Here is a 24,810-nt window from a genome sequence, read left to right as displayed (position 1 = left end):
TGTACCACCGCAGGACGTTGACAAGTACATCAAGGTCTATCAGGCCATGCAGCACAACCGCAATCTGACGGTTGAGCAGGCGGCTTCGGCACAGGGACTCAGCGTATCGGCTTTCCGCAGCCTCGAAGATCGCATCGAGCGAAACGATGCTCTCCGCGAGCATGTTCGCGACGCGCTAAAGCCGCAAGCGTCTCCTTCGCCTTCCCGTTAAACAATGGATCGTACTCAGGCGGCAACGCCCCGGTCCCAAAAATAACGATCGCGAACCGCCGGCCGGCCCACTCGGCTTCGAGAGTAAGTAACTAAAATGGCGGAAGGGCTGCTGTCCTTCCGCCATTTTCTTGTCGGTAAAAGATCGGTTTTTACTTCGTAACCGAGCTTGCGAAGTACGCCTCGAGGCGCGACACCGCGTCGTTCGCGCGACGCACTGCATCCTCTGCCCCCGACGCTGCCTGGTTGGCCTGATTGGCGGCGGTATCAGCCTGATTCGCTGAAGCCTCGGCCGAATTTGCTGCCGCCTCCGCCTGGGTGGCGTCGGCTTCTGCCTTCTCACTGGCGTTATTGATGACCCGCATGTCCGGTCCGCAGGCCGTCAGCGCGAAAAGCGAAACCCCCACAAGCAGACATAGCATTGTTTTCATTCGACCTTACCTCCTGAGTTCCGGTCCCATCAGCAGTTCAAGCTCTGTCGAAATGCCCAGATCAATCCCCTTCGGGGCGCCTGGACTTGAGGGATAGTTACAAATCGATTCACCCAACGCAAGCGCGAAGTCAGTACTCCCAACTCCTGTCCATTAGGCAAATTTGGAAAGCCTTAGTTGACAGGTAAAACTTGCTACAGTTATCGTCCGATCTGTAAGAATCGAAAGTCTGCTATTCGACGATCGATTTTAAAAAAAGACTAAGCCCGGGGTTAGCGAATGTCGACCACCATAACGAGCGAATGCATCAACTGCGGTGCTTGCGAGCCAGAATGCCCAAACACCGCGATATACGGCGGCGGAGTGGAATGGGAACTCAATGGCCAAGTAAACCCTGCTATCGCACAAGATATCTATTACATCGTTCCCTCCAAGTGCACCGAATGCGTCGGTTTTCACGATCACGAAGCATGCGCCGCGGTCTGCCCGGTCGACTGCTGCGTTCCTGACCCGAACAACCCCGAGATCCAAGGCGTGTTGCTGGCGCGCGCGCGGACCCTTCACCCCGACCTGACGATTCCCGACGACGCACCTTCGCGGTTTCTCAAGGAGGGCGGCACACAACCTTCCCCGCCGGCCGCAGGCGCCGAGACCAACGGCGCAGCTCCGACTGCCGCCGCAGCGCCCAAGCCTGCGCCGGCCCCACCAGCGGCACCCCAGGCGGCGCCCGCTGCGCCCGTGTCGAGCGCAATCGCCGCGCCGATCGCGATGGTAAACCTTCCCAAGGACGTCGGCGCATTGCCCGGACCGATTGGGGACAAACACTTCGAGGGCGAACTGAACGAAGACTTCGAGACTGTCCTGGCCACCGTGGACACGGCGCCAGTGAAGGGCGCCCCTGGCCCGGTCCGGGTTGCTCTTCGCCTGCTCGAACCGGTCCTCGGCGCGATGCCTGATTCGACCAAGGCGATGCTCGAAGAGGCGGTCGGCTCGCCGTCGGGCTTTTCGCGCGCACGTTCGACCGCGCTCAACATCATCCTGAACCTGATCCTATACCCGGCGATTCTGACCGCTGCGGCTGCGGTGCTCCTGGGCGATTCGGTATTCTCAATCGCGACGCGCGGATGGATTTTCCTGGGTGTGGTAGTAGCGATCGTGGAAACAGTATGGCGCCTGCGGGAAGGAATTCTGCACGCCAAGCCGGCAAGTGAAATGATCTACCGCGCTGCGATCTATGGCCTTGCCATTGCCCCGCTTGGAGCGGTCCTGACGCGCGGCGGCGCGAAGGGCCGCAAGGTTGAACGCAAGGTCGCGTTCGATGGCTTCCAGACCAATCTGCACGACGAGAAGCTGGAACGCGATCGCCGGTACGGCACCGTCTACACGGTCAAGGAATACGCCAATGCGTACCTCGTCCGCCTGGAGATGCCACGCAAGCTGCCCGCGTCGTCCCTCAAGCGCCTGTGGAACCTGCCCGACGAGATGCCGGACTACGACTACAGCATCGCGCTCGGCGACAACGTCCTTACCATCCACGCAAGCGTACGCGGCGAAGCGCTGCGGCGGCTCTCTTACGTCTCCTCGGCGTTTCCCGCCGACTTCATGACGCGGATCGAGTTTGGCAAACAAGTTGCGGCGTTTAAGCATCGCCTTCGTGATAAGGTGATAGAGATCGTGGTCCTCAAGGGTGAGACGGGCGAACTGAAAAACGCCGCCTGACCTCGGTTGCGCCCGTCGCAGGGGCGGACGGCTCACGAGCCGGACTCGGTGGTGTACTCGATGGCGATCCATATTCGGGACGCCTCACTTCGCGACCTTCTTCGAATCGTAGAGATCGAGCAGCTCGCCTTCCCGACCCCGTGGAGCCTGGGTGCCTTTCGTCGCGAGCTAACCCTCCCCTTTTCGCGCTTGACGGTTGCGGTTTCGGGTGAAGACCGCACCGCACCACCCGATGGCTTCCTATGTCGATGGCTGGTGGCAGACGAATGCCACGTTCTCAACGTAGCCGTTCATCCCGACCATCGCAGGTTCGGTCTGGGAGCACGTCTGCTCGGGGCCACGATTGCCGAGGCACGGCAGAAAAGTGCCGATGTGGTTACCCTCGAGGTCCGACGATCGAATCTGGCGGCGCGTCGTCTATATCGAAAATTCGATTTCGAAGAACGCCGTTTGAGAAGGCATTACTACGGTCCCGGAGAAGATGCGATCGTGATGGAACTTCGCTTATAGCTGTCACAACTAGCCAAATATACTCTCAAGATACGCGATATTTCCAAACATTGTTTTCCCGGGTTGCACTTTCCACGCTATTTCGCATTCAGGGTTACAAAAGCCGTGAGAGTGTGTCATAATCAATATGCAATCCAGGCATCATCAGAAAGGTAATGAACCGGGGAGGTCATTAACCGGACTGAAATCGAACGCCTGTGAAGAGTGCCTCAGTATTCAGCGTGAAAGACTCTCACCTCTCATTCAAAAAAGGCGAAAAGGTTGTTTATCCCGCTCACGGCGTGGCGGTTATTGATGACATCCAGATGCGGGTAATCTCCGGTACCGAGCGCAAATTTTACATGCTGCGAATTCTCGGTGCCGAAAAGATGACGATAATGATCCCCACCGAAAACGTGGAGCAGGTAGGTCTGCGCCGGGTGATCGGCAAGGATATGGTCGACAAAATCTACCGGATTTTGCGCCAGCGCAAGGTCGAGGTCGATACACAGACCTGGAATCGCCGCTACCGCGAGTACACGGAAAAGATAAAGACCGGTTCCCCGCTCGAAATCGCAAAGGTCCTCCGCGACCTGCTGGTTCTTAAGGGTGACAAGGAACTGTCGTTTGGCGAACGCAAGATGCTCGATACTGCTCGCAGCCTGCTGGTAAAAGAGCTCTCCATCGCGAAATCGCATCCCGAGGAAAAAATTATGGAAGAGCTCAAGACCATTTTCGCCAACTGACGCGGGAATATCTATTCAAGATGGACTTCCAAGGGATCGGCTAATCACCGATCCCTTTTAGTTTCCTCAACAGGTCCGCGCTAAGAAGGGGCCGTGATGAAGCGAGCGGGGCGAGGCGCGTGGGTGATGGTGTCCGTCATCTTGGGCGCGATGGTGCTCTCATCCATGGGCGCCTTTGCGTCCGAAACAGCAGATAAGCGCTGTGATGAACTGATGAGCGACCTGCGCGACGGACTCTTCGACGCTGCAACCGCGCATTTCGACGGCGCGATGAAGGCTGCACTGACCCCTCAACAACTGCGCGCAGTCTGGCAGGGGTTGACTGGCGCCAATGGCAAACTCCTTAGTTGGAAAATTGCCCGGCGCAGCGCGCTGAGCGGCCAGGACATTGTCGTCGCTCCGCTAGAGTTCGAACGTAATTCGGACCTGGCATTGCTGCTCGCGGTCAATCCGCGGAGCGGCGAGATTTCTGGGATACACTTTGTTCCAGATCCCCCGGCCACCTCTCCTCCATACGCGGAAGCAAATAGCTTTCACTCGATCGACGTCCATGTAGGTGCGGCGCCCTACCTATTGCCCGGACTTCTGACCGTTCCGGCCAACGGCAGGGGTCCGTGGCCGGCGGTCGTCTTACTGGGGGGATCGGGACCCAACGACATGGATGAGAGCGTGGGACCCAATCATATCTTCAAGGACATCGCCGAGGCCTTGAGCTCACGCGCAATAGCGGTGCTGCGTTACGACAAGCGCACTCATGACTATGCTGCGAAAATGGATCTGCAGCACATCACGGTTAAAGAAGAGTATCTCGACGACGCGATCGCGGCGGTCAATCTTTTGCGCTCACGCCCGGAGGTCGACCGCAATCAGATTTTCGTCGCCGGACACAGCCTGGGAGCAACCATCGCGCCCGAGGTTGCGCTTAAAGCTGCTCCGGTGCGTGGGTTGATCCTTCTCGCCCCGAGCGGCCGAAAGTTCGGCGAAATGAACGTCCAGCAGATGCGCTTTCTTGGGGAAGCTTCGCATGAGCAGTTGGACGAACTGGAACAGAAGGCCAACCAGCTGGACAACCACCTGATGCCGCCCACCGAGAACTTCCTGGGTGCGCCGGCGTCTTATTACTACGATCTCGAGGCACGCGACGAGGTCGCGATTGCACGCCAGCTCCGTATACCCATCCTCATCCTTCACGGCGGACGCGACTACCAGGTGATCGACCAGGACATCGAGCATTGGCAGGAAGGCCTCAAGGGCGTCGACCACGTTCGCGTGGAGACCTTCCCGGCACTAAATCATTTGTTTATTGCCGGGACCGGAAAACCCAACAAGCAAGAGTACGGCGAGCCAGGGCACGTCGATGTAAAGGTCATCGACGCCATGACCGCATTCATCGAACATCCCCTTTCCAAATGACCTAGAATGAAGGCCTCGGCGATCATTGTCGCGGCTGGAGGCGGTAGCCGGCTTGGTCGCAGCGAACCCAAGGCCTTCGTGGCGCTTGCGGGTCGCACCATGCTTTCCTGGTCGCTCGCGACCATCGCGCAGGTTAGGGCAATCGAGGAAGTGGTCATCGCGGTTCCCGCTGGAAGGGAAGCCGCGGCGCGCCGCGCAGCTTCGACCCTGTCGATTCCGGTGAAAATCACTCCCGGCGGCGCCGAGCGCCAGGATTCTGTGCAAATCGCGCTCGAGCTCACCTCTGCGCAAAGCGAACTGGTCGTCATTCACGACGCGGCGCGTCCCTTGGCAAGCGCGCAGATCTTCGAGGCATGTCTAGCCGCGGCCAACCGCGCCGGCGGTGCGATCGCGGCAATACCGGTCGCCGACAGCCTCAAGCGGGTCGACGCCGGCCACGCGATAAGCGCCACCGTCCCTCGTTACGATCTCTGGCAAGCACAAACACCGCAAGCGTTTCGTCGCGAGCTGATAGTTGCCGCCCACGATCGTGCGATGCGCGATCATGTTGCGGTGACCGACGACGCGGACCTCGCCGAACGCATCGGCACCCGAGTCGAAGTGGTCGAGTGCACCACCCCAAACCTGAAGATTACCACCGAGGCAGACCTGGAACTGGCGACGGCGCTGTTAGAGCGACAAAACCGACGATAAAACTCGGCGGGCCTACAGCCCGGAAGAATCCGGCTCTCTGACCTAACCCCGCGAAGGGGCGGGAGTGACGATTCCCTCGTTGAGCGATCCCGAGCGAAACCCTTTGAGGTCAATCGTCACGAACCGAAATCCTACCCGTTTCAGCTCCCGCTCCACGGTGTCGCGAATTTCCGGCTCGAAAACACGCGCGATTTGATCGCGCTCCAGCTCGATCCGCGCGACTTCGCCGTGATAGCGCACCCGGGCCACGCGGAACCCGAGCGCATGCAGGAGCTTCTCGCCCTCCGCCACCTTGCGCAGTCCCTCGGGCGTAATCTCGGTGCCATAGGGGAAGCGAGAAGACAGGCACGGCGACGCGGGCCGGTCCCAAGTCCGTAAGCCCAGCGAGCGCGACAATTCGCGAATCTCCGCCTTGCTCAACTCGGCCTCGACCAGGGGGTGGCGTACCCGCCGCTCGGCGGCCGCTTTCATCCCGGGCCGGTAGTCGTGGAGGTCGTCGAGGTTTAGCCCGTCGACAATTTCGCCGATTCCCAGGGCAGTCGCCCGTGCTTCGCAGATCTCGAAGAGGTTGGTCTTACACAGGTAGCAGCGATTGATCGGATTGGCCGCATAGCCGGGAATTTCCAGTTCATTGGAATCGATCACCAGATGGCGCGCGCCGATCTCGGCGGCCATCTTGACGGCGGTGTCGCGATCCTCATCCGGCATCGTGGGCGAAGTGGTGGTCAGCGCGATCACCCGCTCCCCAATCGTGTCATGCGCAACCCTGAGCACAAATGTCGAATCGACCCCGCCGGAGAAAGCGACCATCACCGATCGCATCGGCACGAAGATCGCGCGGAGCTGGTCGAGTTTCTGCTGCAACTGCTCGGTCATCGCGCTCCCTGGATCAGATTCCTTCGGCCTGAAATAAGTCGGTGGTCAGATAGCGCTCGCCGGTGTCACAGAACACCACCGCGACAACCTTCCCTTTCCCCAGACGCTGCGCGATTTGTAGGCCTGCGCAACAATTCGCTCCCGAGGAAATCCCGACCAAGATTCCTTCTTCGCGCGCAAGGCGCCGCGAGAATTCCGCCGCGTCCTCGTCGCTCACCTTGACTATTTCATTGTACGCGTTGGTGTCGAGGTTTTTAGGCACGAAGCCGGCGCCGATTCCTTGGATCTTGTGAAAGCCGGCCTCCCCGCCTGACAGCACCGGCGAATTTGCCGGCTCAACCGCGACTACCAGCACCTGGTTCTTCGAATGCTCGTGCAGGTAACGGCCCGCTCCGGATATAGTGCCGCCGGTGCCGACGCCCGACACGAAGGCGTCGATCTTCGGGAGCTGTTCCATCAGCTCGGGCCCGGTGGTCCGATAGTGAATTTCGGGATTGGCGGGATTGCTGAATTGCTGCGGCATGAAGTAGCGCGGATTTTCCCGGCACAGCTCCTCGGCCTTGGCGATCGCGCCGTGCATTCCACGCGTGTCGGGCGTAAGCACGAGCTTGGCTCCGTACGCGACCAGCAACGAACGTCGTTCCTCGCTCATGGTGTCCGGCATCGTGAGAATCAGGTTATAGCCCTTGACCGCCGCAACCAGCGCGAGGCCGATTCCGGTATTGCCCGAGGTGGGCTCGACGATAGTGTCCCCCGGCTTGATGCGCCCGCTCTTCTCGGCATCCTCGATCATCGCCAGACAAATCCGATCCTTGACGCTGCCACCGGGGTTAAAATTTTCGAGCTTGGCCCAAATCTCGGCGTCGTCTTTTCCGGGAATCCGGTTAAGCCGGACCACCGGTGTGTGCCCAACGAGTTCCAAAGGAGAATGCGCAACGCTGATCGGCATGCTTCAATTTTAGCGGTATTTGAGCCCGCTTTGCGACCTGACCCCACGATCTCAGCAAATCACACCGATTTCGCAGAGCCTGCGGCCATCCACGCGATCGGCGGAGCCGCCCCCGATGCTAGACTCACCTGCAATGCGCACGCTCGTGATTTTTCCAGGCGCGCTCGGCGACCTCATCTGCCTGGGACCTGCACTCCGCGCCATCGCACGCCGCCATCATGATGCCACCCTTGAGCTGATGGCGCGCCCGGAACTGGCGCGCTTCGCCGTCGGCAGAATGAGCATCGAGGCCGGACATTCGATCGATCGGCGTGAAGTCAGCTCCCTGTTCCGCAACGAGGCCACAGCAGACCCTGCCGCGCACGCATTTTTCGGTCAGTTCGGCAGGATCTATACGTTTTTCGCCGCCGATGACCACAACTTCCGCCGATCTCTCAGTGCTGCGGCTTCCGGCGAAGTCTCGTTTCACCGCTTTCGGCCACCGGGCGATGGCCACCTGAGCAGGGTCTATCTCGATTCCATCGGCGCCTGCGGCGACCGGTTAGAATCGCGTGTCGAGCTGGCCAAGTCCGATTTCGACTCTGCCGATAAAGTATTACATCGGGTGGGCGCGACGCATGGCAAGTTCTGCTTGATCTTCCCCGGCAGCGGGAGTTTGAGCAAGAACTGGCCTCTCGCTCGATTCGTAAAGCTCGCCAGCGACATCTCCTCCTCCGTGAAACCGATCGCGGTACTCGGTCCTGCCGAACCCACCATGGCGGCGCGTTTTCAAGAGCGGCAAGTCGCCGCCCTCCAAGGCCTCGAGCTGGAAGTCGTTGCGGCGCTGGCCCATCGCGCGCGCGTTTTCGTCGGCAATGATTCGGGGGTGTCGCACCTGGCGGCCGCGGCGGGGGCTCGCGGCGTGGTGATTTTCGGACCGACCGATCCCATCCGATGGCAACCGCTCGGCGCGGTAACCGTCCTCTGCCGCGAGCCGCTCGACGCTCTTGCGGTTGCCGAAGTCGTGCAGTCTCTGTGCGCCCGCCTCGTCTAATGATGGGGTTTATGCGGGGACTGGTGTTGATTTGATTCGAGAGTGATTTGCCTGTTGTATGATTACATTGACTGTAAAAAAGGCGTGGCGTAGCTTCGGGATCGCGATTTCCGGCGCTTTTCGCTCACGACAGCTCTAAAATCATGAACAGTTTTCTCAGAACAACGTTCCTGCTTGGTCTGATGACTGGTTTGCTGCTGCTCATCGGAGGACTGCTCGGCGGACGCGGCGGGATGGAGATGGCGTTCGTCGTCGCAGTGATAATGAACTTCGGCAGTTACTGGTTTTCAGATCGCATAGTGCTCCGTGCGTACGGCGCACAGCCGCTCGATGCCAGCAATGCGCCGGAACTCTATTCGATCGTAAATGAGCTCGCGCACTCGGCGGGTATCCCGATGCCCCGGCTTTTTCTGATTGATTCCGACACTCCCAACGCCTTTGCCACCGGGCGCAATCCTCGTCACGCGGCGGTCGCGGTCACGCGTGGCATAATGCGCATCTGCGATCGCGAGGAATTGAAGGGGGTGCTGGGCCACGAACTGTCCCACGTTATCAACCGGGACATCCTGACCAGTTCGATCGCCGCAACCATGGCGGGCGCGATCATGATGCTGGCCACGTGGGTACGATGGGGCGCGATTTTCGGGCTGGGCCGCAGCGACGACGATGACCGCGGCGGGGCCCTCGGCCTCATCTTCGTCGCAGTGCTCGCTCCGATCGCGGCCACTATGATTCAACTTGCGATTTCACGCACCCGCGAGTATCAAGCCGACGCGAGCGGCGCCCGCTTGACCCACAATCCCTTCAATCTGGCTAACGCGCTGCGCAAGTTGGAATCCTCCAACGAGAGAATGCCCCTCGACGCAAGTCCCTCCACGGCTCATCTGTTTATCGTTAACCCGCTCAGCGGGCGGGGAATTGCCAGGCTGTTCTCAACCCATCCGCCTATTGAGGAACGGATTCGCCGCCTCGAACAGATGAGGATCACCTCCTAGCTGGCAAACCATGGCGTCGGAAGAGAAAGACAAGGGCTTTACGGTTCAGGACCGGCGGCGCTTCTCCGCCGAGGGCGAGGCCAAGGCCGACGGCCCGGAAGAAACCCGGGCGCCGGCGGCTGCCTCCGCGCCCGAGGCTGCGGCCGCCGAACGGCGGCGAGATGCTGCACCGGAACCGCCTGAGGAACCGGAAGTTACCTTCACCACCTTCATGGTAGGTCTCTCGACCCAGGCATTGGCGGCGCTGGGCGAGATCTCGGACCCGGTTTCGGGCGCGCGCAGCAAAGATCTTCAGGCGGCGCAGCAGCTAATCGATATAATTGGAATGTTGCGGGAGAAAACCCGTGGCAATCTCGACCGTGATGAAGATGGATTGATTGAAGCGATACTCTTCGACCTTCGTATGAAATACGTTGAACTGGCGAGACAATCGGCCCGGTAAGTCCCGGCGCCGCTCCTTTTGCAAATGCAGTTTAAGCTGATTCGAATGTTGGCGGCGGTGGCCGTGTCGGCTGCGCTGATTCTTTCCTCCTCTGCTGGTTCCGCATCGGAAATACAGTTCTGGACCGACACCCCGGAAGGCGGCCACGTGGCCAAGGCCCAGACGCTGCCCGACTTCGTCGATCTCGCCGCCAAACTCAGTCCCGCCGTGGTCAACATTTCGACCGAGGGAACCGAACAGGGCGGCAGTGAGGGAGAGTTCCCGGCTCCCTACGGGCATCAACACGGCAAATCGCTTGGTTCGGGGTTTATCGTTTCCAAAGACGGTTACATCCTGACCAACGATCACGTGATCGAAAATCCCAGCAAGGTTACGGTCACGCTGCAGGACGGCCACAACTACACCGCCAAGGTCATCGGCGGCGATAGCAAGACCGACGTGGCATTGCTCAAAATCGATGCGGGCCACGAGCTCGCGGTCGCGCCCCTGGGAAATTCCGACGATCTCAAGGTCGGCCAGTGGGTGATGGCAATTGGTAATCCCTTTGGCTTCGATCACACGGTGACCGTGGGCGTGGTCAGCGCCAAGGGCCGCTTCCTTCCCGACAGCGTCGACCAGTTCATTCAAACCGATGCGTCGATTAATCCGGGGAACTCGGGCGGCCCACTCATCGACCTGAGCGGCGGCGTGGTGGGGGTCAACGCCGCCATCTTTACGAGCACTGGCAGGAGTATGGGCATCGGCTTTGCAATCCCGATCAACCTGGTCAAGGAAGAACTTTCCGAGCTTCGCGACCACGGCAAGGTCAAGCACGGATGGCTGGGCGTCATGATCCAAGAGGTCACGCCCGAACTGGCGGAGTCCATGGATCTTAAGGAGGCGCGGGGCGCGTTGGTCGCCGAAGTGATAAAGAACAGCCCCGCGGCAATTGCGGGCGTCAAGCGCGGTGACGTGATCATCGAATTCGATGGTCATCCGATCAAGGATCGCCGCGAACTCCCGCTGCTGGTCACCCGAACGCCGCTCGGCAAGACCGTGACCTTCAAGATAGTTCGCGAGAAGCAGGAAAAGGATCTCGTCGCCAACATCACCGAATCTCAGGAAGCCGAGCTCGCGGCCGCCGAGAGTCGACCGAAGATGACGGGTACCCCGTCGTCATTCGGCCTGCGCGTGCAGGACTTGAGTCCGGACCTGGCGCATGAGCTGGGACTCGACAGCGGGGTGCTGATTTCCGGGGTCGAGCCGGGCAGCCGTGGCGACGAGGTCGGCTTGCAGGCCCGCGACGTGATTCTGGAAGTAAATCGGTCGCCGGTGAAGGACGTAAGTTCCTATCAGCAGGCGCTCAAGGCTGGCGGCAAGGGAAGCATCGTCCTGCTGCTGGTCAAACGCGGAGACTCGACACTCTACTTCGCGCTTAAGCCCGAAGCCTGACCGCGGGCTCTTCGCCAATCGATGCCTGCTGAGCCCCAGCCGCAAGCACGACGCCCATGGTCACCGTGGCGCATCGCCAAGATGCTGCTGCTGGTTGGGCTTGCCCTTCTCCTCTTTATCCTTCCCCCCGCGCTCTACTACTTCCTCACCTACTACCACGAACTCGAGCAGGAAGTAGTTACGCGTATGTCGGGCAAGCGCTGGAACATTCCCTCGCGCATCTTCTCCGACTCAACCATCATCTATCCGGGACAGAGTCTTAGAGACCTGGGTTTCTTCGAGCGGCTCGCCCGCCTGAACTACCATCGCATCGAACCCGGCCAGGTCAACACCCGCGGCGAGTACAGCTACGATGCTCAGTCGGGCAAGCTCGAGATTTTCCTGCACAGCTTCCTCTATCCGTATCACGAGTTCGGCGGCGAACTGGTCGAAGTCAGCCTGTCCAGGGACGACGTCATCCAGTCGATGCGCGATCCGGGGACCGGCAAGCCGATCTATTCGATGGAGCTGGAGCCCGAACTGATCAGTGGAATCTTCGAGGGCAACTGGGAGCAGCGCCGGCTGGTGCGGCTGAGCCAGATTCCCCCCGCTCAAGTCGATGCGATCCTGGCCGCGGAAGATCATCGCTTCTACGAACACCACGGGGTCGATCCGGTCCGGATTATCAAGGCCGCGATCGTAGACCTGACCTCGCATACCATTCGCCAGGGTGGATCCACCCTTACCCAGCAGTTGATGAAGAACTTCTTCCTCACCAGCGAGCGCAGCTACCGGCGCAAGATTAAGGAAGCCGTGATGGCCTACATCGCGGAGAGCAAGTACTCGAAGGACGAAATTCTCGAGAATTATATCAATGACATCTACCTGGGCCGGCGCGGCCAGGAAGGGATTTACGGGGTCTGGGAAGCATCCGAATACTATTTCTCGAAAGAACCACGCGATCTGACTCTCGGCGAAATGGCGACTATCGCCGGAATGATAAGTTCACCCAACCGGCTTAACCCGTTGCGCCATCCGGAGCTTGCCCGTCAGCGGCGCAACGAAGTACTCGCCGCAATGCTGCAGGAAGGTTACATCAGCAAGGCCGCCTATGATGCCGCGGTCGCGGAGCCGCTGCGCGCTCGCGAGGTATATACCGAAAACAACGACGCACCCTACTTCGTTGACTATGTAAAGAAGGAGCTCGCGGACCGTTACCCCGCGGCCGTGCTCACCGCCGAGGGGCTGAGGATTTTCACCACTCTCGATGTCCACATGGAGAAGCTCGGGGAAAAGGCGATTCGCGGAAACCTGGCGAACCTCGAAGCCAAATATCCGCGCCTGGCGCGCAAGGAGGAAAGTCAACGGCTCGAGGAGTGCCTGGTCTCGCTCGAGCCGCAGAGCGGCAAGATCCGCGCGATGGTTGGGGGACGCGACTACCGGCAAAGCCAGTTCAATCGCGTCACGCAATCGAAACGACAGCCCGGCTCTGCCTTTAAGCCCTTCACCTACCTAGCCGCATTCCAGGAGACTATCGATGGCGGCCCCGTGAAGCTGCTGCCTACCAGCTACGTCGACGACGAGCAATGGACCTGGCAGTACGCCGACAACATGAGTTGGTCGCCGCATAACTACAAAGACCGGTACTACGGACGCGTGACGCTGGAACAAGCGCTCGAAGAATCGATGAATGCGGCGACCTCGAAAATTGCCTACACCATCGGACTCGATCGGGTACTCGAGATGGCCAAACGGATGGGCTTTGGCGATCTGCCCGCCTACCCTTCAATCGTGCTGGGGGGAATAGAAGTATCGCCGATGCAACTCGCGACCGCCTATTCGATAATCGCCGACTACGGAATGTCGGTTCCGCCGTTTGCGATCACCGCCGTGGTCGATGATAACGGCAAGGTGGTCGAGGGGCACGAGCTCAGTGCCGAACAGGTAATCTCACCGGAGCTCGCATACATGGGACAGTTCATGCTCAAACAGGTCATCAATCACGGCACTGGCTATCCGGTGCGACAGATGGGCTTCAAGATTCCGGCGGCTGGGAAGACCGGCACCACCAACGATGCGAAGGATGCCTGGTTCGCGGGCTTCACCCCTAACCTGCTTACCGTGGTGTGGACCGGATTCGACTCCAAGGAGGATCTCAACCTCACCGGCGCCCAGGCTTCACTACCCGCATGGACCACATTCATGAAGGCTGCGACAGCGTCGCGCCCGGTGCTCGACTTCACGGCTGCGCCGGGAATCGTCGAGGAGCGTGTCGATCCGCTGACCGGCTACAAGGCGAGCCCATGGTGCCCGGTGACCGCCGACGGCGTCTTTCCGCGTGGCACTGAACCGACCCAGATCTGCCCGGTTCACAAGCCCGGAACCATCGCCGCGTCCGATCACGCGATGCCACACGCGCCCGATGCTTTGACTGACCCCAACGACTGACGTTACCCTCCGTCTACTTGCTGGTTCACGGTCGACCAATTTTCGCTGCTCTCGCCCTGTTACTCTTTTGCACTCCGGTGCAGGCAAGGGCTGACGGACCAATCCAGAGCGCGCGTTTTCAGGAGGAGTCCATTCCGGAGGCGGATCTGACGGCGACTGCGACGCCCACGCCGACTCCCGAGGCAGGCAGCGAAACCTCCGGCACGCCCACGGTCACGCCGAGTCCGGCGCCGACGACTTCCGAGGTTTTCTTGGAGCCCACGGTACAGCCGACTTCAGCCGACCAGCTCCCGCCCCTGGAGCCGGGATCCGTGGCACTTTCGCTGCGGGTCAGCGACTCGTCATTGCAGGGTATGATTGATAAGGAGCAAAACCCGGCGAGGGCCGCGTCGATGAGAATCGCGGAGCAGGCGCGGAGCGAACTGCTGGAGGGCCATCCGGACGAGGCGAGCCGCGACCTGGCGCGCGCAGTCTCGATCGATCCGAGCGATCCGTACGCATATTTCTACCTGGGCCGCGCTTACGTCGCGAAAAAAAATTACTCGCAGGCGATGACCTTTCTGAAGCGAGGCGAAATCGGGTTTGGAAGCCGCAACCCGCTGTGGCTGAGTGAGACGCTCGGCTTCGAGGCCTTGTGTTACGAGGAGTCGGGACACGACACTGCCGCGGCCGCGGCATACCAGCAGGCGCTGCAGGTGAATCCAGGAAATCTGATGGCACGGGTTGGCTACTCCCGGCTGGCACCATCGCTTTCCCCGCCCGAAGGCGCCTCTGCCGCCGGCGAGGACCAGCCGCCGCCCGCGGCCGAGGCCATACCCCCGCCACCAGCCTCTTCTCCGCCTCCTCCGCCGCCCAACTCGCCACCACCACCCTCGGAGGACTGAGTCTTTCGCGCACCAAGAGCGCTGAGTATTCTGAGCAGGTCTCACTCGCACACCGCTCGGGTCGGCCTTGGGGTCCGTCCCGCGGCGCGCAGGTGCGCTCGGCTCGCCGCGCCAGCGAGGCGACTAGTAATTTAGATTTGCAATGACTGCCTTTGCGTAGAACCGCGATGCTGATACTAGGAATCGAATCTTCCTGCGACGATGCGGCCGCAGCGGTAGTCGAAACCATGCGCGCCGGCGTCGCAACCGTTCGCGGGACTGCCGTGGCCAACCAGGACGACATTCACCGCGCCTACGGCGGGATCGTTCCCGAGCTCGCCTCGCGAAATCACGTGATCACGATACTACCCGTGGTTCAGCGAGCGCTTTTGAGCGCCGGGGCTTCGCTGGACGAGATCGGGGGAATCGCGGTAACGCGCGGCCCCGGATTGGTCGGCTCGCTCCTGGTCGGTCTGATGTGTGCGAAAGGAATCGCGCAGGCGACCGGCATCCCGATGGTCGGCGTCAACCACATCGAGGGCCATCTGCTTGCCCCGCTGCTCGAAAACGAAATCGCGATGCCCTACCTCGCGCTAGTGGTCTCCGGCGGGCACACCGCCCTGTTCTCCGTCGAGGACTATGGACGCTATCGGAAGATCGGATCCACGCGCGATGACGCGGCTGGCGAGGCCTTCGACAAAGTCGCCAAGCTGATGGGCCTGGGATATCCGGGCGGCAAGGTCATCGACGATCTCGCCAAATACGGCAATCGCCGCAGCGTCAGAATCCCCCGTGCGCGCGTGAAAGGCGCCCCGCTGGACTTCAGTTTCTCGGGGGTAAAAACCGCCGTCGCTACCTTTCTACGCGGTCACGATGCGCGCGCAACCCGCCGAGAAGACCTTGCCGCGTCCTTCCAGGAAGCGATCGTTGATATGCTGGTCGCACCGACCCTGGCAGCGGCCCGCGAAATCGGCGCGAGCGTCATCGCTCTGACCGGTGGGGTAGCGGCTAACTCGCGCCTGCGCGAATGCCTCACCGCGGCGGCCGCCGACGAAGGTTTCAAGGTGATTGCACCCTCACTCAAATACTGCACTGACAACGCCGCTATGATCGCGCTGGCGGGCGGCTGGCGCCTCCTGCAGGGCGGTCGCGACGATCTGACCATAGACGCGGCAGCGAACCTCCCACTCTAACTCGGGGGGAGGTCGCGACGCAGACTCCCACCCGTGGATGGGCGGACCGATCTGGTCCGCCCGATTGGCTTTCTTGCGCCTGCGACCCTCACGATTCCACTGACGCCCCCTTACTTTTCAGCGAAGACCTTTGACGCTACGGTGAAGCCAACCATGTCACCACGAAACCTCCGCCCGCTGCGCACGGCCGAGCACCGCGCCCTGCGCGCAGGCACCGCGCTGAGCGCGATTGGAGTCCGCCCCCGCAAATCGCGTGGTCAGAATTTTCTCGTCCAGGTGGCGATAGCAAATCGCATCGTCGCGGCCGCACACCTCGCCCCCGAGGACCGCGTGCTCGAAATCGGTCCGGGGCTCGGAATCCTGAGCGAACGCATCGCGGCGCACCCGCTCTCGAAGCTTACGCTGGTCGAGCTCGAACCTTTGCTCGCCACGCAACTCGAACAACGCTTTGTCGGTGATCGCCGCGTACGCATAGTGAACGCCGATTTCTTGAAGGCCGATTTCGCCGCGCTCTGCGATCGCGTACCGACCAAAGTAATTGGCAACCTGCCCTTCAACGCCGCCGCGGCAATTCTCTCCCGACTGTGTGCCTACCGCGCGGGAATCTCGCGTATGGTGTTGATGTTCCAGCGCGAGGTCGCCGAGCGGATTCGCGCCCGCGCCGGGGAGCCGTCATACGGTGCGCTCACCGTTTTCACCGCGCTTTATTTCAAAGTGGAATCCCACTTCCGCGTATCCGCCGGCAATTTTCATCCGCGGCCCCGGATCGACGCCGAAGTCCTGATCTTTGAGCCGCAGCCGCGCCCGATCTTTAATAGCGAAGAGGAGTCCGCCGTGCTCGAAACCATTCGCGCCGCATTTTCCGCGCCGCGCAAGACCTTGCGCAATTCGATTGCGCACGCGCTGCGCTTGAACGCGGGCCCGGTCGATGCAACACTGCGCGCCGCCGCGATCGATCCGGGCGCCCGTGCCGAGACGCTCCCGAGTCCCGACTTCGTCCGCCTCGCGCGTCACCTGCGGCCGCTCCTTGCGGGGTCCAATGCCTGAACTCCCGGAGGTCGAATCACTCAGACAAATCCTTGGACGCAGCGTGGTCGGCAGGACGATTGTGGGCACCCGAATCGGCCGTCTGCCGCTGCGCCGCAAAGTCACCGCCAACTTCGGCCCGCGTATCCGGGGGCGGCGGATCGAAACGATCGGGCGGCGTGCCAAGTACCTGATTTTGGAGCTCGACGGCGAGGACGTCGTCCTAGTTCACCTCGGGATGAGCGGGAGCCTCACCTGCCGCGACAGCGATTTCGATTCCTCGGAGTTCAACCGTCGCCACGATCATGTCGAGTTCAGACTCGACAATGGCACCCGGCTGGTCTTCAACGACCCGCGTCGCTTCGGAATGGTGCGCCTGGTCGCACGCGCCGCGCTTCCCGCTCTGCACGAAATGAAAGGGCTCGGCCCGGAACCGCTCTCGGAGGCGTTCAACGCCGACTATCTCGCCGCCCAGGCCCGGGGTCGCAAGGTCGCAATCAAAAACCTGATCATGGCTCAGCGCATCGTAGCCGGGGTCGGCAACATCTACGCCTCCGAGGTGCTATATCGCGCGGGCGTACGTCCGACGCGTCGCGCTGGCCGTCTGAAACGCGAGGAGATCGAGCGCATCGCCCAGTTCATACCGATAATCCTGCGCGACGCGATTGATCGGCGCGGCACGACGTTTCGCAACTATCGCGACTCGGAAGGCCGCCCGGGAGCTTTCGCGGATCGCCTGCAGGTCTATGGGCGCGCAGGGGAAAAGTGCTACCGATGCTCAACCCCGATCAAAAGCGTGATGATAGGCCAACGCGCGAGCTTCTACTGTCCAACCTGCCAGAAATGAATAACCGCACGCCGCGCGCCGACCCGATAATTCGCTCCCCGCGCGACGAGGACTGCCGAGCCACACAGGCAATGACGCGCCCCGCGCCGGGCGGGGGAAACCAGGACCTGTTTAAAGATTCCGCGGTGGTCGGGATGAAGCGACGAATCTTCCTTGCTCTAGGATTTAGTATTCTCCTGATGGCCTGGGGACCACCCGCCCGGGCCGCTTCTCCTGACTTTAACGCTATCAACCAGGAGGCACTCCCCTACTTCCAGAGTTACCTCCGTTTCGACACCAGCAATCCGCCCGACAACACCGCGCAAGCAATCGCTTACCTCAAAAGTATCCTCGACAAGGAAGGGATCGAGAACGCGACCTTCGAGAGCAAGCCCGGCGCGGTCAGCCTCGTGGCGCGCCTCCCGGGCGCTCCCGATAAGAAACCTTTCCTGCTCCTGTCTCACGTCGATGTAGTCCCGGTGGTCGCCAAGGATTGGTCGCACCAACCCTTCTCGGGCGACCTCACAGATGGCTACGTGTGGGGCCGCGGCGCGATCGATAACAAGGCGCACGGCATCATGGCGTTGATGACGATGCTCACCCTGCATCGCAATCATGTACCGCTGCGGCGGGGGGTCGTGATGATGGTGAATCCGGACGAAGAGGCGGGCGGTGCGAACGGCGCCGAGTGGATGGCGGCGAATCATTGGGACGCGTTCGATCCTGCGTTCGCGGTCAACGAGGGCGGGGTGGCAACTCCGGACCCGTTCGGAGGTCGGGCAAACATTTTCCAGGTGACGGTGGCAGAAAAGCGCGTGTCCTGGCTCCACCTGATTGCCCATGGCCGCTCCGGTCACGGTTCGGTTCCGACCGCGGACAACCCTACCCTCATCCTGATCGACGCGCTCGCGCGACTGCTGGCGACGCAACCGGACCCGCGCCTGACTCCGATCATGGCACAGGCGCTGGCGACGATCGCAACCCACGAACCCTTTCCAGTCAAGGTCGAACTCAGCCACCTGGATTCGCAGTCCATGCTCAGCATCGCAATGCGTGGTCCTCTCAAACCCGACTACCTGCAGGCTCTGTTGCGCGACACCATCGCCCCGACCATGTTGTCTGGCAGTCTCAAGGTCAACGTGATCCCGTCGACCGCCGAGGCCGGGCTCGACTGCCGTCTGCTGCCTGGCACCGATGCGGACGAATTTCTGCCGCGGACGAAAACCCTGCTCGCAGACAAGCGGATTACCATCGATTTCATCCAGAAACCCGACTCCGGACCCATCTCGCCGGCTAGTGGCGAGGCGTGGACGCGATTCAGAAAGTGGTCGCCGAAGATTTTCCCAAGGCGTTCGTGGTGCCGTGGATGAGCACCGGCGGCACCGATTCGCGCTTCCTGCGCGAAAAGGGTGTCCCCGCGTACGGGTTCGTTCCGATAATCCTCGATGTGCGCGAGCGCGAACGGGTCCACGGGGTTGATGAACGCCTGTCGGTGGAAAACCTGAACCGCGGCATCAAGGCGACCTACGACCTGACCGCCATCCTGTGCGCGCAACCCTAGTGCCCTTCTGCTTGCGATTTTTCGCAAAAAAAGTGATCGCGCGGGCGCCACCCACGGTACGGCTCTGGCGGCGAAGGTTCCGCCTCCGGCGGCGACGCGCTTTTGTTCCCAGCCCCGTTGGGTGCAAATCGGGCTACGCCGCTGCGCACTGCAAAAGCAGCCGAGTGCACTTGCGATAAGGAAAGTTTTTGTCTAATGTCGCCATACAATAGACTTCATGATTTACGCAATCGTGCCTGGCTCGCGACGGCGCCCGATGAATCCTCGTGAGCCCTGGAACCGGCAGCCGCCGGGCCGCCCCCAAACGCCCCTCGGAGCAAGCTTGGAGAAATCGGTTATGGAGTCCCACTCGCGCGATTTAGATTTCGTTACGAGGCGTCTTGCTGGTGGTCTGGTCGGAGCGCTGGCGCTGCTGGTAGCGGTTCCGCTTTGTGGCGCGTCCGTCAAGCCCGGCGACCTCATTTCGCCCGACAACGCCGCGGTGGTTGCCGATCTGGTCAGCCCCGGCAACTTCGCGCTGGTCAAACAGGGCATGCAGATGAAAATCGTTTCGACCGATCGCCTCGAATGGCCACCACCCTACAAGGCCGCAACCGAAAAATATTCCGCACAGGTCAAGCTTAATGAGCGCGGGGAATTGTCCAACTATGTCGCCGGTCTTCCCTTCCCTTTGCTCGACCCCAACGATCCTCAGGTCGCGACCAAGGTGATGTGGAATTTCAGCTTCCGCCCGCAATACACCGACGATGCCGACGTTCGCGATGTCGAAGTTTCCACCAACACGCCGGGCAAAACCGTCGGTGGAATCCTCGAGCACTTCACCATCGAACACTTTGCCTTCTACAACAACGTCGGACGCACCGAGGTGCCGCCCGTGCCAACCGATCCCGAAGCGACCGGTCCCGGCATCCGTTACCGCTTTGGCGCCTATCCATTTCTTGAGCCACAAGAACTCCACGGCGCCGGCATTATCCGCCAGCGCAATATCGATCCGACGGTCGACGACAATGTCTGGTACATCCACCTCGGCCGCGCGCGCCGCGTTCGTGCCGAGGAACTTTCCGACGCCATCGCCCCGCACGTGGAAGGCGACTATCCGACCTATGTCAACAACCTCGACCCGGACTCGTATTTCGGTTTCTCGGCAAAGATCGAAACCTACGACTACAAGCTCCTCGGCATCAAACCGATGCTCGCCTCAGTACACGCGGAAAATGTTCCCGCCAAAGCGTGCGAATTCGACAACCATCGCACCGTGTGTCCCGAGGCCTGGGAAATGCGCCAGCTCTATATAGTCGAAGCGAATGCCAAAGCGCTCAGCTGGCACCAGAAGATTGGCAGCAGCGGAGTGACTATTCCGAAACGTGTACTGTATATCGATTCCGAAGGATGGTTCATCACCGGGTCCGACCAATACGATCCGGACGGCAAGCTGTGGAAGACAATCGCTACTTTCAACACATACCGCGATCGACCGATTCCCGATGCCAAAACGGCGATCTATCCTTTCAAGCGCATGTTCCAGGTCGCGCTGGTCGACGAAAACCTCCAGAACGGTTACTCGTCGGTGATCTACATGCCCGGACAGCAGAGTGAAGATCGGGAATGCTGGTACGTGAACATGGGAATAGTTACCAAGGCGTTTCTCGATCCACACAAGGCGGTGGTGACCAGTTACTAGAAATTCGGGCCCGGTGTGCCGACCCTCGCGACACGCGTCGCGTCAGACCCGAACCCGCAAGCCAATGTCGAGATGTCGCGCAACCCCAGCCATGTCCCTCGCAACCACGTACGTCGGTACGCTCGCCATCTTTTTGACCCTGGTCGCTGGCACATCGGCGGCGCCAACCGCCGATGCCAACGTGAATTCGAGAGCATGGCTAACTCAAATTAACCAGTACCGAATGATGGCGGGACTGGAATCGGTGGAAGAAGTTCCGGCGATCAGCGCGGGCGATACGAATCACGCGCGCTATCTCGTGAAAAGGTTCGAGGTCGAACCGCCAGAGCAGGTAGATATCTACTCAGAAAATCGCGCTACGGCGTGGTCAACTCCGTCCGGCGCAGCGGCCGCATCGCTCAGCGATATCGCCCTGCGCACTGGAGCGGAGCAGCCGACCGACCCGGAGACTCGGATCCGGCAGGTCATCGACGACTGGATGACCGACCCTTTTCAGCGTCTGCCGGTACTCGATCCCGAGCTTCACAAGGTCGGCCTCGGGGTTTACAGCGAAAAGGGTTTCACCAGCATCGTTCTGCAAGTGCGGACCCCGCCGCCACCCGAAGAAGCCCTGATGGGTAATGCGGAAGACTATCGGCAGGCCCAACGGCCCGCGGAAAATTCTTCGAAGTATCCGATAATGTTCCCGCCCGCCGGGTCGGATATCGGGCTGGTCGCGTTCGAAGGCGGCGGATGGCCTGACCTTTTTACCAGCTGTCCGGGTCTCGGGCTCCCGGTCGGATTACCGATAACGCTCGAACTCGGCCCTTCCGCCGAGGACCAAAACGTATTGCGTCATTCGATTACCACCAACCAAAAACCGCTGGAACACTGCATCTTCATCCCAGGCACCTATGTCGGTCTGAACGACAGCCAGACGTTGATCGGACGCCAGGTTCTGAGGACCTTCGGCGCCATTGTCCTGATTCCACGACTGCCGCTGCGCGCCGGCAACTCGTACTCGGTCTCGGTGTCAACCGACCGCAAAGAGTATCGATGGTCGTTTTCAGTCCGATAGCGCGGAAAACATGTCTAGGGTTTCAAGTGATACATCCCCGTCACCTCATTTCGAGTTCCGGGCCGCCATCCGCGCCGTGCGAAGACTGCCAATGTCCGTCGTATTGATCCTGTCGACTTCGCTTGCGGTGATGTCCGCAAACGCGGCGGAGAACGCATGCTCCGAGGTTGAGCTTCAAACCTCCGATCACACGGACCACCTGCCCGTCGGGTTGTGCATTCCGCCCGGGAGCGGTCCTTTTCCGGCCGTGGTGGATCTGCGGCCACGCATCTGCGAAGGCCCGGTGGGTATTCCGCCCTCCTGGGAGCAGTCCGCGCTGCCAGCTTGGGGCTATGCGATCCTCGCCATCGATAGCTTTGCGATACGTGGGCTGGCACCCGGAGTGTGTGACGATCTCAACTCACTGACCACGAAACAGATGGTCGGCGATGCTTACGCGGGATTGGAGTTTCTCACGCGCGACTCACGGATTGACCACAGGAGAGTCGCCCTGCTCGGCTTCGTAAATGGCGTGGCCACCGCGACCGTTCTCGCCGACACCGTGGAAGCACGGGACGCCTTTGCCACGAAGGATGGCCGGTCCTTCCGAGCATTCTTCGCATTCTCTCCGTATTGCAACCTGGAATTTACCGGAGCGCCGCCTAGACTTTATGCACCGGCACGAATCTTCGCGGGTGAAAAGGATGACATGGAGCCCGCAAGTCGGTGTGTGGACTTGGCGAAATCCCTTAAAGCGGGTGGCGCAGACCTGCAGGTGACGATCTATCCCGACGCCGAAGCCGGATTCGACACGATACCGCCCGATACCAATTATCCATTGGCCGATCGAACTGCTCTCCATCCTGGGGGCACGACCCTCAGCACGCATCCCCAATACAGTCCCTGGACGCATAATTTCGCGGACTGCACCGTAAGGCTGAAGAGCGTCTTCGACCTCGTCGACCCTCGGGAAGTCACCGGATGCGAACGCAGAGGGGTGCATGCCCAGGGAAACCCGGATGTGGCCGAACAGGCTCGAAAGGATCTCAAGGAGCAACTCAAAGCTCTCACCGGGGAGTAGAGCTCCAGTGTTTTCGGCCGGGCAATGAACCGACGCTCCATAAGCGTGGTGGGGGCGGGCGAGCGCCCGCTTGATCGCACCGCATGTGCCGGGACCCGCAACGCCCGGTTCGTCCGACGGCGAAGGTTCAGTCCTGTTTTAGCTCGAGCTCGGCATCGAAAAATTTCGCGAGCCGCTCGGCCTCGACCTCCACTGCGCTCTGTACCCGGCGTGTCAGTCTGACGAACGGCCCTATCCGTACCACAAGCCGCGGCCCGTTTCTTTGGTACGACCAGACCCCGTCAATCCGCCCGTCGACCAGCAGCACCGGGGAAATCCAGCCTTGCGGTCGAAAGATGTCTTCGCGATGTCCGGCGGAAAGGAGGTTCTGCACATGCGGGGACGCGGCGATCACGTACTGATCAAATGCCGGAAGAAGCCGCACCGATTGGGATCGCTCCGCTGCCACAAGTTCCTTGACGTCTTCGCTCAGAACCCACGCCTGCGCTCCCGCAAGGCTGATTTCGCTGACATCAGGTCCCAACGATCGTAACATCGCGTCCGCGTGCGCGAGCGGCGCTCCACTCCAGCGCGAATAATCGACTCGGGTGGCGGGACCATACGCCGCTAGAACCGGCGGGTCAGGTCGATCCATCCCTCGTGCGAGTCCGGTCGTGGTGCCCGCCGCAGCCACACATCGGGTCGCGCGAAGCGCACGTTTACGCCGATGCTGGGCGCGAAGCAGAGCTTCCCATGAAACGCCGCCGGCTTTAGCATAAAACCCCAACCCTGTCGCAGGATGTCCCCAAGCGCGGAGGTTCCTACGACTCGCGTGACCTCGTTGGCTAGCTGCTCACGGGTGAGAAGCCGGCGTCCCAATGCGCGGCCGATTGCACTCACGGCCTCATCGAGTTCCTCGGGTGTGAGTCCGCAACGCTGAAGCCATCCCGGCTTCGTGTGATGGGCATAAGCGCCAAGCGGCCTTTGCCAGCGTAGATAGTCATCGGCGTGCAGAACATGAAGCGTGCCGCGCATAGCCCAGGTTTTGACCAGGCGTCGATGCTTCCACAAGGCATCGCGGACGTCGGCCAGCGTGAGGCCCTCGATTCGCGCCCACATCGCCAGTTGTACCGAGGACATTAGCTGCGCCTGTAATCCGCAGATGGAGGCCACCACCTCGAGCATCGTTTTCTTGGGGGTGCGTCGGTGCAGATGGTGTCGGCGCGTGCGAAATGCCATCACGCGCGCCCAGTCCGATTTGTGGCACAGGCGGTTTAATCATCGCCGAGCCCCTTGAGCGGTGCGGACCTGGCCGATTTTCAATGTGATCAGGCGGAAAAAGAAAGCCTGCGGTGCCAGGTGGCGGCTGCCATCTCAGGCGAGGACCGCTCGGACGAACTGCAGATCTCTGAAACCGGCCGACCCGCTCTCGAGGCGGCTCAGGCCCGCCGCGCGTAACTGCCGAACCAGCTGGAGCAGGTTGAACTCCTCTCGGCCGACCTAATACAACGCCCGAAATCGGCCCTCCTGGCCGAGGACAGGTGATTTCTCATCACAAGGCCTGCGCGCAGTTTTCGTTTAAATTCAGGACGTCACGGGACTGGATATGCCCGGTCACCGCGAGATTCAACCCTGGGTCTGAAGGCATCCCTCGGACCGCCTATCTTTTGTGAACGCCGTCTGCGGCGGGTTCTCCCTTGATGAATATGG

The 24,810-nt window shown here is 60.9% G+C and carries 26 protein-coding genes; 20 read left to right on the top strand and 6 right to left on the bottom strand.

Annotated elements, in window-relative coordinates; all coding sequences use genetic code 11:
* On the top strand, positions 1-211 hold a 211-nt coding region (locus tag VGI36_11070; protein ID HEY2485684.1), incomplete at its 5' end, for a hypothetical protein.
* A gap of 151 nt (positions 212-362) precedes the next feature.
* On the opposite strand, the gene VGI36_11065 is transcribed toward VGI36_11070, so the two are convergent.
* A complete protein-coding gene (locus VGI36_11065; protein HEY2485683.1) occupies positions 363-641 on the bottom strand; it encodes a hypothetical protein in 279 nt (92 codons plus the stop codon).
* 279 nt (positions 642-920) lie between these two features.
* On the opposite strand from VGI36_11065, the gene VGI36_11060 reads away from it, so the two are divergent.
* The 5 genes from VGI36_11060 to ispD all read left to right on the top strand — a co-directional run bounded on the left by VGI36_11060 (position 921) and on the right by ispD (position 5,701).
* Complete coding sequence (locus tag VGI36_11060; protein HEY2485682.1) at positions 921-2,360, top strand: 4Fe-4S dicluster domain-containing protein; 1,440 nt, start codon at positions 921-923, stop codon at positions 2,358-2,360.
* Positions 2,361-2,420: 60 nt separating this feature from the next.
* Positions 2,421-2,870, top strand: coding sequence for a ribosomal protein S18-alanine N-acetyltransferase (gene rimI, locus VGI36_11055; protein ID HEY2485681.1), 450 nt, complete (start codon positions 2,421-2,423; stop codon positions 2,868-2,870).
* A 221-nt stretch (positions 2,871-3,091) separates the two neighbouring features.
* Positions 3,092-3,595 carry a CarD family transcriptional regulator gene (locus tag VGI36_11050; protein ID HEY2485680.1) on the top strand — a complete coding sequence of 168 codons (504 nt, stop codon included), beginning with the start codon at positions 3,092-3,094 and terminating at the stop codon, positions 3,593-3,595.
* A gap of 96 nt (positions 3,596-3,691) precedes the next feature.
* Positions 3,692-5,008: an alpha/beta fold hydrolase gene (locus VGI36_11045; protein HEY2485679.1), complete on the top strand. Its 1,317-nt coding sequence runs from the start codon at positions 3,692-3,694 to the stop codon at positions 5,006-5,008.
* 6 nt (positions 5,009-5,014) lie between these two features.
* Positions 5,015-5,701 (top strand): 2-C-methyl-D-erythritol 4-phosphate cytidylyltransferase, encoded by a 687-nt coding sequence (ispD, locus tag VGI36_11040; GenBank protein ID HEY2485678.1) that lies wholly within the window; start codon positions 5,015-5,017, stop codon positions 5,699-5,701.
* 42 nt (positions 5,702-5,743) lie between these two features.
* Here ispD and larE read toward each other — a convergent pair whose 3' ends face one another.
* Both larE and cysK read right to left on the bottom strand, forming a co-directional pair.
* Positions 5,744-6,577 carry an ATP-dependent sacrificial sulfur transferase LarE gene (gene larE / locus VGI36_11035; protein HEY2485677.1) on the bottom strand — a complete coding sequence of 278 codons (834 nt, stop codon included), beginning with the start codon at positions 6,575-6,577 and terminating at the stop codon, positions 5,744-5,746.
* A 13-nt stretch (positions 6,578-6,590) separates the two neighbouring features.
* Complete coding sequence (gene cysK / locus VGI36_11030) at positions 6,591-7,526, bottom strand: cysteine synthase A (protein ID HEY2485676.1); 936 nt, start codon at positions 7,524-7,526, stop codon at positions 6,591-6,593.
* Between the two features lie 115 nt (positions 7,527-7,641).
* Between cysK and VGI36_11025 the strand changes: the two genes are divergently transcribed.
* The 5 genes from VGI36_11025 (at position 7,642) to VGI36_11005 (ending at position 13,854) form a co-directional block, all read left to right on the top strand.
* Complete coding sequence (locus VGI36_11025; GenBank protein HEY2485675.1) at positions 7,642-8,559, top strand: glycosyltransferase family 9 protein; 918 nt, start codon at positions 7,642-7,644, stop codon at positions 8,557-8,559.
* A 143-nt stretch (positions 8,560-8,702) separates the two neighbouring features.
* Positions 8,703-9,554, top strand: coding sequence for a zinc metalloprotease HtpX (gene htpX, locus VGI36_11020; protein HEY2485674.1), 852 nt, complete (start codon positions 8,703-8,705; stop codon positions 9,552-9,554).
* A gap of 10 nt (positions 9,555-9,564) precedes the next feature.
* Complete coding sequence (locus VGI36_11015) at positions 9,565-9,996, top strand: DUF1844 domain-containing protein (GenBank protein ID HEY2485673.1); 432 nt, start codon at positions 9,565-9,567, stop codon at positions 9,994-9,996.
* Between the two features lie 24 nt (positions 9,997-10,020).
* A complete protein-coding gene (locus tag VGI36_11010; GenBank protein HEY2485672.1) occupies positions 10,021-11,427 on the top strand; it encodes a DegQ family serine endoprotease in 1,407 nt (468 codons plus the stop codon).
* Between the two features lie 81 nt (positions 11,428-11,508).
* On the top strand, positions 11,509-13,854 hold the full coding sequence (locus tag VGI36_11005; protein ID HEY2485671.1) for a PBP1A family penicillin-binding protein: 2,346 nt from the start codon (positions 11,509-11,511) through the stop codon (positions 13,852-13,854).
* A 118-nt stretch (positions 13,855-13,972) separates the two neighbouring features.
* Here the strand turns inward: VGI36_11005 and VGI36_11000 are convergent, their stop codons facing one another.
* On the bottom strand, positions 13,973-14,116 hold the full coding sequence (locus VGI36_11000) for a hypothetical protein (protein ID HEY2485670.1): 144 nt from the start codon (positions 14,114-14,116) through the stop codon (positions 13,973-13,975).
* Positions 14,117-14,165: 49 nt separating this feature from the next.
* On the opposite strand from VGI36_11000, the gene VGI36_10995 reads away from it, so the two are divergent.
* The 9 genes from VGI36_10995 (at position 14,166) to VGI36_10955 (ending at position 23,121) form a co-directional block, all read left to right on the top strand.
* Positions 14,166-14,738, top strand: a complete 573-nt coding sequence (locus VGI36_10995; protein ID HEY2485669.1) for a tetratricopeptide repeat protein — start codon at positions 14,166-14,168, stop codon at positions 14,736-14,738.
* A gap of 167 nt (positions 14,739-14,905) precedes the next feature.
* Entirely contained in the window at positions 14,906-15,910 is a 1,005-nt protein-coding gene (gene tsaD / locus VGI36_10990; GenBank protein HEY2485668.1) for a tRNA (adenosine(37)-N6)-threonylcarbamoyltransferase complex transferase subunit TsaD, read from the top strand.
* Between the two features lie 153 nt (positions 15,911-16,063).
* Positions 16,064-16,957: a 16S rRNA (adenine(1518)-N(6)/adenine(1519)-N(6))-dimethyltransferase RsmA gene (gene rsmA / locus VGI36_10985; GenBank protein ID HEY2485667.1), complete on the top strand. Its 894-nt coding sequence runs from the start codon at positions 16,064-16,066 to the stop codon at positions 16,955-16,957.
* On the top strand, positions 16,950-17,783 hold the full coding sequence (gene mutM / locus VGI36_10980; GenBank protein HEY2485666.1) for a bifunctional DNA-formamidopyrimidine glycosylase/DNA-(apurinic or apyrimidinic site) lyase: 834 nt from the start codon (positions 16,950-16,952) through the stop codon (positions 17,781-17,783). Before rsmA ends, mutM begins: the two co-directional genes overlap by 8 nt.
* A gap of 134 nt (positions 17,784-17,917) precedes the next feature.
* Positions 17,918-19,132 carry a M20/M25/M40 family metallo-hydrolase gene (locus tag VGI36_10975; protein ID HEY2485665.1) on the top strand — a complete coding sequence of 405 codons (1,215 nt, stop codon included), beginning with the start codon at positions 17,918-17,920 and terminating at the stop codon, positions 19,130-19,132.
* The gene (locus tag VGI36_10970; protein ID HEY2485664.1) at positions 19,129-19,323 is read left to right on the top strand and encodes a hypothetical protein; all 195 of its coding nucleotides are present in this window, start codon (positions 19,129-19,131) and stop codon (positions 19,321-19,323) included. Before VGI36_10975 ends, VGI36_10970 begins: the two co-directional genes overlap by 4 nt.
* A 337-nt stretch (positions 19,324-19,660) precedes the next feature.
* Positions 19,661-21,004, top strand: a complete 1,344-nt coding sequence (locus VGI36_10965) for a DUF1329 domain-containing protein (protein HEY2485663.1) — start codon at positions 19,661-19,663, stop codon at positions 21,002-21,004.
* A 91-nt stretch (positions 21,005-21,095) separates the two neighbouring features.
* A complete protein-coding gene (locus VGI36_10960; GenBank protein HEY2485662.1) occupies positions 21,096-22,061 on the top strand; it encodes a CAP domain-containing protein in 966 nt (321 codons plus the stop codon).
* A 91-nt stretch (positions 22,062-22,152) separates the two neighbouring features.
* Complete coding sequence (locus VGI36_10955; GenBank protein ID HEY2485661.1) at positions 22,153-23,121, top strand: dienelactone hydrolase family protein; 969 nt, start codon at positions 22,153-22,155, stop codon at positions 23,119-23,121.
* 127 nt (positions 23,122-23,248) lie between these two features.
* Here the strand turns inward: VGI36_10955 and VGI36_10950 are convergent, their stop codons facing one another.
* Together VGI36_10950 and VGI36_10945 are read right to left on the bottom strand one after the other, a co-directional pair.
* Positions 23,249-23,755, bottom strand: coding sequence for a crosslink repair DNA glycosylase YcaQ family protein (locus VGI36_10950; GenBank protein ID HEY2485660.1), 507 nt, complete (start codon positions 23,753-23,755; stop codon positions 23,249-23,251).
* Entirely contained in the window at positions 23,728-24,339 is a 612-nt protein-coding gene (locus tag VGI36_10945; GenBank protein ID HEY2485659.1) for a crosslink repair DNA glycosylase YcaQ family protein, read from the bottom strand. The genes VGI36_10950 and VGI36_10945 overlap by 28 nt, the downstream gene beginning before the upstream one ends.
* Between the last annotated feature and the right edge of the window lie 471 nt (positions 24,340-24,810).

The sequence above is a fragment of the Candidatus Binataceae bacterium genome (genome assembly GCA_036495685.1).
In the GTDB taxonomy this organism is placed as follows: Bacteria; Desulfobacterota; Binatia; order Binatales; family Binataceae; genus JAFAHS01.
This window is presented reverse-complemented; position numbering and strand designations above follow the sequence as displayed.